The 12,355-nt window shown below is 45.6% G+C and carries 9 protein-coding genes; all 9 read left to right on the forward strand.

Features of this window, described 5'->3' with window-relative positions:
• Positions 1-41 precede the first annotated feature (41 nt).
• The gene (locus FS818_RS06680) at positions 42-1,466 is read left to right on the forward strand and encodes an NHL repeat-containing protein (RefSeq protein WP_145332786.1); all 1,425 of its coding nucleotides are present in this window, start codon (positions 42-44) and stop codon (positions 1,464-1,466) included.
• The gene (locus FS818_RS06685) at positions 1,450-2,085 is read left to right on the forward strand and encodes a YIP1 family protein (RefSeq protein ID WP_145330738.1); all 636 of its coding nucleotides are present in this window, start codon (positions 1,450-1,452) and stop codon (positions 2,083-2,085) included. Before FS818_RS06680 ends, FS818_RS06685 begins: the two co-directional genes overlap by 17 nt.
• Before the next feature lie 16 nt (positions 2,086-2,101).
• Positions 2,102-4,672 carry a DUF5696 domain-containing protein gene (locus FS818_RS06690; RefSeq protein WP_145330740.1) on the forward strand — a complete coding sequence of 857 codons (2,571 nt, stop codon included), beginning with the start codon at positions 2,102-2,104 and terminating at the stop codon, positions 4,670-4,672.
• 53 nt (positions 4,673-4,725) lie between these two features.
• Positions 4,726-5,571, forward strand: a complete 846-nt coding sequence (locus FS818_RS06695; protein ID WP_145330742.1) for a carbohydrate ABC transporter permease — start codon at positions 4,726-4,728, stop codon at positions 5,569-5,571.
• 17 nt (positions 5,572-5,588) lie between these two features.
• A complete protein-coding gene (locus FS818_RS06700) occupies positions 5,589-6,536 on the forward strand; it encodes a carbohydrate ABC transporter permease (RefSeq protein ID WP_090915961.1) in 948 nt (315 codons plus the stop codon).
• Between the two features lie 69 nt (positions 6,537-6,605).
• Positions 6,606-6,767, forward strand: a complete 162-nt coding sequence (locus FS818_RS28710) for a hypothetical protein (protein WP_186375422.1) — start codon at positions 6,606-6,608, stop codon at positions 6,765-6,767.
• Positions 6,768-6,858: 91 nt separating this feature from the next.
• Complete coding sequence (locus FS818_RS06705) at positions 6,859-8,571, forward strand: RICIN domain-containing protein (RefSeq protein WP_145330744.1); 1,713 nt, start codon at positions 6,859-6,861, stop codon at positions 8,569-8,571.
• A gap of 320 nt (positions 8,572-8,891) precedes the next feature.
• Positions 8,892-11,207: a helix-turn-helix domain-containing protein gene (locus tag FS818_RS06710; protein ID WP_186331604.1), complete on the forward strand. Its 2,316-nt coding sequence runs from the start codon at positions 8,892-8,894 to the stop codon at positions 11,205-11,207.
• Positions 11,208-11,495: 288 nt separating this feature from the next.
• Positions 11,496-12,350 (forward strand): ABC transporter permease, encoded by an 855-nt coding sequence (locus tag FS818_RS06715; protein WP_145332788.1) that lies wholly within the window; start codon positions 11,496-11,498, stop codon positions 12,348-12,350.
• Positions 12,351-12,355 lie beyond the last annotated feature (5 nt).

The following is a 12,355-nucleotide window of genomic DNA, read 5'->3' on the forward strand; positions in this document are numbered from 1 at the left end:
GCACGCGAAAAAGCACATGGAAACAACATAAATGGGTCATCATGGGCATGGTCTGCCTCCTGCTGTTCAGTTCAGCGGCACTGCCTGTGAGCGCAGACGGCGAGCCAGATGCCTACCATTATTCCTATTACGGAGATACCGTTCCAGCTCCGGCTGCTTATGAAGCTACAACGATTATTACAGGCAAGAAGCTGAATATAACGCCTTTCAAGGAACCAAGTGATATGCATGTTACCGCAGATGAGCGTGTCTATGTGCTTGATTCGGGCAATGGAAGAATTGTAGAAATGGATCGCAATTTTAAGCTTGTGCGCACCATTGAGTCGTTCAAAAACGACGGCAAAGAAGATCAATTTAAAAACCCGCAAGGGTTGTTTGTAACGGAAAAAGGAGATTTATTGATTGCTGATTCGGATAATCAGCGGGTTGTGCATTTGGATAACAAGGGACAGCTAGTGAAAATTGTATCTGAACCCAAGTCGGACTTGTTAAATGAGGACTTTCAATTCAAACCCATTCGGATTGTGATGGATCAGGGGGAGCGCATTTACGTAATGGCCGCAGGTGTATTTGACGGATTTATGGAATTCAGCGCCGATGGTGAGTTTTCCTCTTTCATTGGTGCGAATCGGGTTCAGGTTGATCCGGTTGAATATCTCTGGAAACGATTCGCTACTCGGGAACAGCGCAGTCAGATGGTCATGTTCACTCCAACCGAATTCACCAACCTGGATATGGACAAAGAAGGATTTATCTACGCCACCAGCGGTGATCGCGGCAAAGATCCCATTAAAAAATTGAATGCCCAAGGAACAGACATTTTACGGAGAGAAGGATATTCAGCACCTCAAGGTGATCTGAGATATACCGCGGAAGCTGGACCATCACGTCTGATTGATGTCGATGTGGGCGACAGTGACATGTACTCTGTTCTCGATTCAAACAGGGGCCGTATCTTTACCTACAATGGCGACGGCTATCTGCTCCATATTTTTGGCGGTATCGGGAACCGATTGGGCATGTTTAATACACCTGTTGCGCTGGAGCGAGCGGGAGACCGGATGCTTGTACTGGATAAAGCACTCGGTGAAATTACCGTATTTCAAACGACAGAGTATGGACGCACACTACATGATGCCGTGCGCAGTTATTACAACGGAGAAGAAGATCAGTCTTCGGAACTGTTTGCGAAGGCTGCCGAGATGAATGCCAATCTGGAATATGCCTATGCAGGTATTGGTAAAGCGCTGCTTCGCCAGAAAGAATATGCCGAGTCGGCGCAATACTTCAAGCAAAGCATGGAGCGTCAAGGGTATTCCAAAGCTTTTCTTCTCTATCGGAAAGAACTGATGCGTGAACACTTTTCATGGGTGATGTCCGGTATATTCCTGGCTGTAGCTGCGTTTGTCACCGTCGCCATCGTTCGCAGGCAGAAAAGGAGGACAACGAATGCAGGCATCAAGTAAACAATTGTACCAGTACCCGCTTCATCTTATTTTTCATCCCTTTGACGGGTATTGGGAATTGAAATATGAGCGGAATCAAAAAACGACACTGCTGATCTCTTTGATGATTATGGTGTTGCTCGTATTCACTAAAATTTTGCAAGCCCAATACAGTGGCTTTCTGATTAATTTTAACAATCCCAAGTACCTGAACAGCCTACTTGAGATGGTGTACGTTGTTATTCCCGTGTTGTTCTGGTGTGTGGCCAACTGGTCGTTAACCACCTTGATGGATGGCGAGGGCAAGTTCTCTGAAATTTTCATGTCTACGTGTTTTGCCCTGGTTCCGATGTTTCTGGTGCATTTCCCGTGGATCTGGCTGAGTCTCGCTATTTCTGCACAGGAAACGGCATTTTATTACTTTTCTAACGCGATTGCGGTTTGCTGGACCGTGTATCTTTTATTTGTAGGCAACATGATCGTGCATCAGTACACACCAGCCAAAACGATTCTAACGATGCTCCTCACGCTAGTAGCTATGGCATTTATGGCATTTCTATGTTTGTTGTTCTTTAGCCTTGTGCAGCAGATCGTTTCTTTTGTTTATACCATCTATCAGGAATTAGTGCTTCGGGGCTAGGAAGGAGGAAATCACAATGAAATATGCCGCAGCCAAAAAAATAACCGGAATATTGCTGGTGAGTAGCTTGCTTCTAAGCGGTTGTCAGTTCTCGCCATCTACGGCAGCTCGCGAGACGGCAGCAGATGTTAGTCAAGTGGAGATTCCTTCCCTGCCTCCCGGAGAAAAACTGAAATCTGCTTTTAGCGATGCCCGCATTCCCGGAATGATCGGCGTCGCCCGAAACAATGCTTTGCAGTTGTTGATCAACGAAGAGACCGCCGAGATCGCCGTTATCCATAGTAAAAGCGGCCAAATCTGGCGCAGTAACCCGGAAGAACGCGAGAAGGATGGCATTGCAGCCGGAATTAACAAGGACCTTCTGTCCTCTCAATCCAGACTTAGCTTTTTCAACAGTTCAGGCCAGAGCAGTATGGTGAATTCGTACACGGACAGTGTTCGGCACAAACAAGTGAGCTATGAAGCTTTGCCGAACGGGGTGCGCGTGCACTATCAATTCGGCAACACGGAGCGATCCGTTGAAGATCTTCCGGTAAAAATTAGCAAGGAACGTTTTGAACAATACGTGCTGGCGAAGCTCGATAAATCTGGCGAACGGGCGTTAAAGGTTGGATATGCAGAAGATAAAGATGAGGGCGTGTACAACCGGATCGACAAAGCTATGCAGGGTCTGCAGTTGACGCGTGCTCTGAAAGCCTTTGAAGACGCCGGATACACAGAAGAAGACCTTGCCAAAGATCATGCGGAGCATGGCATTGAGCAAGAACGTAGTGGGCCACGTCTGTTCATGCTCACGATGGAGTATGAACTGGACGGAGAGCAGCTGAAAGTACGAGTGCCAGCTTCCGGTATTCATTTTCCAGAAGAGTATCCAATCAACACTCTGTCTGTGCTGGAGTATTTCGGAGCTGGAGGCTCCAAGGAGGATGGATCGATTCTCGTACCGGACGGTTCGGGAGCGCTCATCCACTTTAACAATGGTAAATTGCAGTACCCATCCTACCAGCAAGATATTTACGGCCCCGACTTAACGATGAAGCTGCGCGAAGCCAGTTCCAATGAAAGCAAAGCGAGATTGCCTGTATTTGGCGTGATTCGTCCGGAAGGTGCTTTTCTGGGCATTATCGAAGAAGGGGATGCGGTGGCTGTAGTGAATGCGGATATCAGCGGTAAGCTGAACAGCTACAATAACGTATATCCCAGTTTCTATGTCGTGAACAAAAGTGATATTACACTTCAGTCCAGTGACATGGTTCGTACATTGCCGAAGTTTCAGAATAAACCGACGTCATCTGATTTTGTAGTTCGGTACGCATTTGTAGGTGCGGAGCAGGCTTCGTATTCGGGTCTGGCCTCACTGTACCGGGAGTACCTGGTACAGAATGGAGGACTTCCTGAGATGAAATCGTCTGAGGATCAAGCTTCAATCCCTTTTTATCTCAAGCTTTTTGGAGGAATGACAACGAGACAGCATATGCTCGGTATACCGTATAACTCCACGGAAGCCCTGACGACTTTTGATGAAGGAAAAGAGATTCTTTCGAAGCTGATGGAAAAAAACGTGTCGAACATTCAAGTTCGTTATGCTGGATGGTTCAATGGCGGACTGCACCACCGATTACCGGATTCCATTAAGGTGGACGGAGTAATTGGCGGGAAAAAAGGAATGAAAGAGTTTAGCGCATTTACGAATGAAGCGGGAATCGGGTTTTATCCCGATGTAGCGGTACTGAACGTGCAATCAAAGAAAGGATTCAGTCCATCGAGTGAGGCTTCCCGGTCTTTAACACAGGAACCTGCGATTCTATATCCAATGGATCTGGCTTTGGAGCGCCGGGCGAAAGATTTATCAGCTTCATATGTTCTCTCACCGAATGAGATTGACGATGTGACAACAGATATGCTGAAGGACATGGAACCACTCCAGGCGGGAGGCATTTCTCTGAAGGATATGGCAGAGCAGTTAAACAGTGATATGAATCCGAAGAAATTGCTTGATCGGACGCAGGCACTGGATACGGTTCGAAAAGCGTTGGATCAAATTAAACAACAAGCGGGCTCCATTGTGGCTGAAGGCGGTAACGCTTACGCGCTTCCTTACATTACAGGCCTTACGGATGCTCCGATGAGCAGTAGCCGGTTCAAACTGGAGGATGAAGAAGTTCCGTTCTTTCAGCTGGTCGTTCACGGCCGTATTCCTTATACCGGTTCTCCGTATAATCTGTCCACGTATACCGATGCAAGACAGTATGTGCTGAAGCTGATTGAATATGGGGCGAGCCCTTATTTTGCCTGGTTTAATGCGCCTAACCATGTGGTGAAAGAAACGGACTATAACAACCTGTATGCTGCAAATTACGAGCAGTGGATGGATCTGGCAGCGGAGATTTATGCCGAAGTCAGCCAAGTGAACGAGTCGTTCATCGGACGTCCAATGATTACTCATGAATCTTTAAGTGAAGGTGTATTTCGAACAACCTATGAAGGCGGAGGATATGTAATTGTCAATTACAATGACTCTTCTGTTGAAGTAGAGAATCATACCGTTGAAGCCCTAAGCTATGTGACTGGTGGTGAGCAGCTCTGAAGACACTCCTGAAATCGAAATGGGGAAGTCGTACGTATGCTCAGCAAAAAGCAATGTGGGGTGTCATTTACGTACTTCCGTGGCTGATCGGATTTGTATTGTTTTTCTTCGTTCCGCTGCTGGCATCTCTGCGATACAGCATGAGCACCATTCAAGCCAATGCAGAAGGAATTGCGATTCAATTTACGGGATTCGCCAATTATATTCAGGCACTTACCGTTAATACAAGCTTTAACCGGGCCCTGATTGAGTCGATTACAGACGTACTTGTGAACGTGCCGCTTATTGTCATTTTCAGTTTGTTCCTTGCCGTCATTCTGAATCAGAAATTCAAAGGCCGTGCCATAGCAAGATCCATCTTTTTCTTACCGGTCATTCTGGCATCCGGCGTCATTATGTCGCTGGAAAGCACAAGTTTGATTGAAGCTGTGAACCAGAACAGCACAGGCGGAAGTGCTTTTGGCACATTGGAACTGGAAGGTTTGATGCTTAATGCAGGCGTAAGCGAATGGATCGTTACGTATTTAAGCGGTGCAGTTGATCGAATCTACCAGATTGTCAGTCAATCGGGTGTACAAATTTTGATCTTCCTTGCCGGTATTCAAACGATCTCCCCGCAGCTCTATGAAGCGTCCAAAATGGAAGGGGCGACAGGATACGAGGCTTTCTGGAAAATCACGTTCCCGATGGTCAGCCCGCTTATTTTTGTGAACGCGATCTATACGATTATTGACTCCTTTGCGAATAATGCGATGACCAAATTGATTCGGGACACGGGATTTGTGAAATTTGACTTTGGTCTTAGCTCCGCGATGGCATGGGTGTATTTCGTAGCCATTGCCATTATTCTAGTGATCGTATCGATCATTTTCTCAAAACGAGTCTTCTATCAAGATTAGAAAGGAGGGCATTCCGCGTGACGACATCACGATTATTATCGCTTGAGCAATGGAAGAGTTGGCTGTGGTCTATCATCCGATTTGTTCTGATCACCGGACTTTCCTTTGTTATTTTATTTCCGATATTCCAAAAAATATCTACATCGATCAAGGCCAAGGGTGATCTCTATTCGGCAGTCGTTGTATGGATTCCGCAGAACTTCTCGATTGACAATTTCAAACAGGCCATTCGTGTCATGGACTACTGGGTAACGCTGTTTAATACGTTTGCGTTGTCCGCCACAACAACACTGTTGACTACAGCCTCATGCGCACTTGCAGGTTATGGTTTCGCCAGACTGAAGTTCAAAGGAAGCAACTGGTTGTTTGCAGGGGTCATTCTGACGATTCTGGTGCCGCCAACAACCATTCTCATTCCGGTGTATCTGAACCTGAAAAGCTTTGATCTGATGGGGCTGATGACGCTGTTTTCCGGGAAACCGGTAAACCTGCTCAATACGTACTGGCCGTTTATCCTGACAGCCGTTACCGCAAATTCACTAAAAGCAGGTTTGTATATCTTTATATTCCGCCAATTTTTCAGAGGTATTCCGAAAGAAGTAGAGGAGGCGGCATATGTGGACGGCGCCGGGATCAGTCGCACATTCACTCGGATCATGCTACCGAATGCCATTCCGTCCATGGTCACCGTTATGCTGTTTTCCTTCGTATGGCAATGGAATGACAGCTTCTATACAACAACGTATCTGACTTCGAGTAAAGTCATGTCAACACAGCTATCGTCGCTGCCGTACAATCTCGCTCAACAGGTTACAGACGGTGCAGCCTCTCAGGCCGATCCGTTCTATCTGAGCATGATTCAGGATACGGGTATTCTGCTTGCGATTCTCCCGTTAATTATCATTTATCTGTTTGTGCAACGATATTTCGTGGAAAGTGTGGAACGTACAGGTATCGTAGGATAGCCGTTTAGAGCGAAGAGGTATACAGCGATAACATGTTCAAACATTCCTAAACGAAAGGAGGCATATCTCATGAGTGATTCCAAAAATTATATTAAGGACTATACCAAGGAAGCTTACCTCGATGAGGTGAATTTCAGAGAATCGCGTACAACTAACCGGTTGTGTTACAACACGCGTTATCGTTGGATATGGAATGGCTTAAGGGAGCGCGCGCCGACCGAGTCTGGATGAGGCTATATCTTGATCTTGCTGAAAATCAGGTTTGACGGCAGCTTCCTATCGCAGTAATGTAAGCCAATTTAATCAAATAGGAGGAATAGCAGTGAAAAAATGGTTGATGTCTTGTAAGCTTTTACTCGTTCTGGCATTACTGATTACAATTGCTCCATGGGGAGGCGGCAAAGCCGATGCTTGGGTAGGTATGCCTATGGGGAAACTAAAAGTGAGTGGCAAACACTTGGTCAACAGCAACAATCAACCGGTACTTCTCAATGGTTGGCATCAACCTTCCGGTGCATACTGGACTTATCAGGACAGTAATTATTACCTCAACCTTCACGGTAACAACCGTCATGCCGCAACATTGGCCTATCTGAAAGACATCACAGACACGTTTGCGGATACCAGTCCGAAATATGGTAGCAATCATGGCTGGAAAATGAATCAGGTACGTCTGTTCATTGATCGTCAGGACATGGGAGATGTGGCGGCAGGTACATACAACTTTGCTGGTGTGCAGACTGTGACGCAGAACGTCATCATTCCTTATATCCAGTATGCAAAAACAAAAGGCGTATATGTCGTTCTGGGATTGGACTTCACTTTGAAGGATGATCAGGCTACGACAGCTGCCAACTTGCAGAAGTTCAATCAAATCTGGGGTTATCTTGCCTCACGTCCAGAGATTAAAAGTGCAGACAATGTTCACTTCGAACTGATTAATGAGCCGGTGAAATCGTATGCCAACGGACACTGGGGTGGATACAACGGGGAAAATGATTTCGTGGATCATTGGAATGACCTGCGTAACTTCCAAAATTCCATGATCTCCACCATTCGTAATCAGGGCGCAGACAACGTCATCTGGGCTGCGGGTCTGGGTTACAACCAGTTCTACAGCCTGACAGCAAGTCATCCGCTGACTGACCCTCTGAACAACTACGGTTATGCAGTTCACTGGTATCCAGGGTACGGAGCCTATGACAACTTCAACATTCTGCAAGATCAATGGAACACCAATGTGAAGGCGGCTGCGGATAAATACCCAATTAACATCACAGAAGTGACGTGGTTCAAAAACAAACCGGGTGATTCAGCTTATTGGAATCTGTTCAATGGTAGTAATGAAGGCTTTGGAACGAATACCAAAACCATTTTCAATGCAGCGGGCAATGTCAGCATCGCAGCTCATATGAATGGTTTTATTCTCGAACCGGGAGCACGCAGTTCATTTGCTGATCCAACCGCAGGACTGAAGTGGGATGGAGATGCTTCACGCAGTGCGATGGGACGTTTCTTATTCAATTGGTACAATGAGCGTTCCCAGAATTATGGCAGCGGTACTCCAACCAATCCAACGAATCCGTCTACAGGCCTTGTCTCCGGTGCAACGTACAAAATTGTAGCACGTCATTCCAACAAAGTGATTGATGTTCCTGGCGGTCAAAATCAGAACAACCTCCAATTACAACAATGGAGTGATCTGGGCGGCAACCCTCAGAAGTGGGTGCTGACTTCCATTGGTGGAGGCAACTACACGCTGACGAGTGTGAACTCACCGGATAAAGTGATCGACATTCGTAACGGTACCCAGACCAATGGTGAAGCCGTGCAACTCATGGCTAATCTCAATACAACGGCACAACATTTCAAAGTGAATGATCTCGGTAATGGGTACTACAGCATTATCAATGTGAACAGCAATAAAGCCATTGAAGTTGAGAACGCTTCCACATCGGATGGAGCCAAACTTCAACAGAACACCTACACGGGTGCAACGAACCAACAGTGGAAATTCGTAGCGGTTAGTAACTAACGAACATCGATATTTCCATCACGAAATTAGTGGCAATAAATAACCTTTTCAGGTCATCTGATGACCCTGAGAAGGTTATTTTTATTGTACTTATGTATGGATACAGCGAAATGGAATGAGCGAAAAGGGTGGTATTCATTGCCTTTGTCTCGTGAAGCGGCACATTACACTATAGAAATCAAGTATTGTATAGCTATAGGTGTAAATGTACCATAGGGAAGAAGTTGTACCTTCACTGTTCAGAAATGCCCGTTGTATCATGAAATGATGATCATAAACCGAGAAATGTAAGCGCTTGATTAGAAAAAGGGGGGAGTACATTGAAGCTCCTATGGTCCAAGTTTTCACCGATGTTCCGTCGTTATTTGATTTCGTATCTAATCATTCTAATGATTCCACAGATCGCCGGATACGCCTCTTATCGGGCATCCATCGAAGCGGCAAGGGCCAGCTCGATAGAGAACAGTCTGAAGTCACTGAATTTGGGCAAAGAAATCATTGAACGGAATCTGCTACAGGTCGAAGCGTTTACGAGGCAACTAGCCATCAATCAGGAGCTGCACCGTTTGATTGCCGATCCCAAACCACTGGATGCCTACAATGTTTATGGCATAGGTAAAATGCAACGAAGTTTATCCATGTACAGCAGTACAAACGAATACTTATCTCATTTTTTTATTTACATTCCTAACTATAACGTCATTATCACACCCAATACGGTCTATTACAGACCTGAACATTATTACGCAGCCAACGCCTTGGAAGGGATGACCTTCGAACAGTGGAGTGAACAGATTTTGAAAAAGCCACACTTTAACGAGATTATTCCACTTCAAAATTACAAACGTGAAATAAGCAGCAACTTGCGCACCACCGCACCGGCAATTACCTTTCTGCAATCCTTGCCGCTGAATAGTTTCAATAAACCACAGGCTACCATTGGTGTTTTAATTGATGAAGATGAGATGGCTAGCCTGACGCAACATATCGTTGATCAGTATGGCGGCTGGACTTTGGTTCGAGATGCGAACGGCGAAATTATCTTCTCGCGAGGTATTGATGAAGGAGAAGCGCAGCGTTTGGCGCAAAATGTTGGTAACCATTCGAATGAGGTACAGCCTATTGAAGATGGCCGGCTACTCATATCGATTCATTCAGATCGAAACGGCTGGAGTTACATGGCAGGTATTCCCGAGAAAGCACTTATGACCAATGCGGATCAGATCAAAAAAGTGACATTGGCCTTTACGCTTGCAACGTTAACGCTTGGTTTAGGTTTTGGACTGATCCTGGCCTATCGAAATAGTGCCCCCATCTATAGACTGTTGTCTGCCTTCAGAGAACAAGTCAGTGAGCCTTCAGGTAAAAGGCGCAATGAGTATGATTTTCTGGCAAGCCATATTCATCATTTGATCGCCAATAATCAATCGCTGGAGAACGCGTTGAATGAACAAATACCGCTCTTGCGCGATGGATTCATCAAACGTCTGCTTACGGGTGAGTTCTATACGACTCGTGAGCTGGAAGCCATTTCTTCTCAGACACAACTATCCATTGAGAACAGCCAGGGAATCACAGGTCTGCTCAAGGTGAACGGTTATGCGAGTCTGGATAGTGAAGAAACGATTCAGGAGCTTGGTGTGGCGAAATTGATGATCAGACAGACAATGACAGAATGGAATGCAGATGTGCTGATGACGGACTGGGGCACAGATCAGATTGCTTTTATATGTCCCGTAACCGAGATGCCTCTGGAACCAGCAATACGTCATTGTGAGTCCGAACTCAGCAGATTAACCGAACTCATTTATAAGGAATACCGGATATCGACGACAATCGGTACCGGAGCCGCATACGAAGTGTGGAATGACGTAGGCCGTTCATTTGATGAAGCCAAACAAGCCATGGAATATGCGATTCATATGGGAGTGGATGAGCTTGTCCGATTCGAAGATACATTGAAGGAAAATGAAATGTACTATTATCCCATTGAGTCAGAACAGCGCTTGCTGAATACGATCAAGGCAGGGGAACTGGAAGAGGCTCTTCGGATTTTGGATCAGCTGTTTGTACGCAATTTCGAGGAGCGTGAACTTTCCTATGAGATGGCACAGCAATTTATAATGGAGTTAAAGGGAACATACCTGAAGCTGGATGAGCCCAAAATCAAACACGATGATTCCTTTGCAGAAGAATACAAAAATGGTGTCACCGGTATCCAGATTACCGATTCCATTGCCGCATTACGGGGTAAATTCAAGCGCCTAACCGAAGATATGTGCAAAGAAGTGCTACGAAAAAGATCATCCACACATGCGGATACCGTACAAGAAATTACGTGTTATATAGAAAATCATTTTGGCGACGCGAATTTGACGATCTGCCGGATTTCCGAACATATGGGAAAATCCGAAAAATTCATCTCCCAACTATTCAAAGAACATACCGGAGAGAATCTTTCCGATTATGTGGAGCGGGTGAGAATCAATGCAGCATCTGAACTGCTACGGGAAAGTCATCAGACCATCGATGAAATTGCACTTTCTACGGGATATAACAGTGCGCATTCATTCCGAAGAGCATTCAAGCGTGTACGCGGCATTTCACCAAGTGTATTTCGGAAGATGGATAATTAGGTCGGTGAATGTACGTTGCCCATATAGTATCTATGCGTATAATGTACGCCGATTTCCGAGATGTACCTTTACGATTCCCTCAAGTCGAACTTATGATATGGGCACAAAGAAAGCGCTACCAACAAAAGGTGACGCTCACTTCAACCATAGGGTTCACTGACTGGGGGGATGATTCTGAGAACAACAATAACAAGTGAGAGCAAGTCTGGTGTGAAGGAGCGCAAGCGATCAACGTTACAGCATGCGCTAACCAGAAGTTTCAGGAGGCATTGGCAGTTGTATCTGCTTATTTTGCCTCCGGTGGTGTACTTTATCGTTTTCAAATATGTACCGATGGTGAATACGGTCCTCGCGTTTAAGGATTACAACGTCATCAAAGGAATTTGGGGTAGTCCTTGGGCTGGCACCAAGTATTTCGACCTGCTTTTCCAGAATCCTGCTTTTATGATGTTAATCAAAAATACGCTTCTCATCTCATTTTACAGTCTCATTGTCGGGTTCCCGATCCCGATCTTGCTGGCACTGGCTTTGAATGAAATCAAAAACATGAAGTTCAAGAAAACCGTACAGATGGTAACCTACGCACCTTATTTCATATCCACGGTGGTTATGGTATCGATTATCATGTTATTCCTCTCACCGAGGCTTGGTATTGTCAATACTATAGCAGGCGCACTTGGCTTTGAATCGGTGAATTTCCTTGGCAATCCAGACATGTTCCGGTCGATCTATGTTTTTTCTGATGTATGGCAAAGTATGGGGTATTCAGCAGTCATCTATCTGGCTGCGCTTGCCGGCATTGACCCTTCGTTATATGAGGCCGCCAAAGTGGATGGAGCCAATCGACTTCAGAAGATTATTAACGTAGATTTACCCGGCTTGTTGCCGGCAGCCGTCATTATTTTGATTCTAAGTGTCGGAAATATCATGGCGGTAGGATTTGAGAAAATATATCTGCTGCAAAATCCTTTAAACTTATCGGCTTCCGAGATTATCTCAACGTATGTCTACAAAATGGGACTACTCAATGCGAACTATAGCTTCGCTACGGCAGTCGGTTTGTTCAACTCCGTCATTAATCTCATCTTGTTGTTAACTGTCAATGCAACTGCAAAACGGCTGTCCAATACAAGCCTATGGTAACCACA

It is taken from the genome of Paenibacillus xylanexedens, assembly GCF_007680605.1.
In the GTDB taxonomy this organism is placed as follows: domain Bacteria; phylum Bacillota; class Bacilli; order Paenibacillales; family Paenibacillaceae; genus Paenibacillus; species Paenibacillus xylanexedens_B.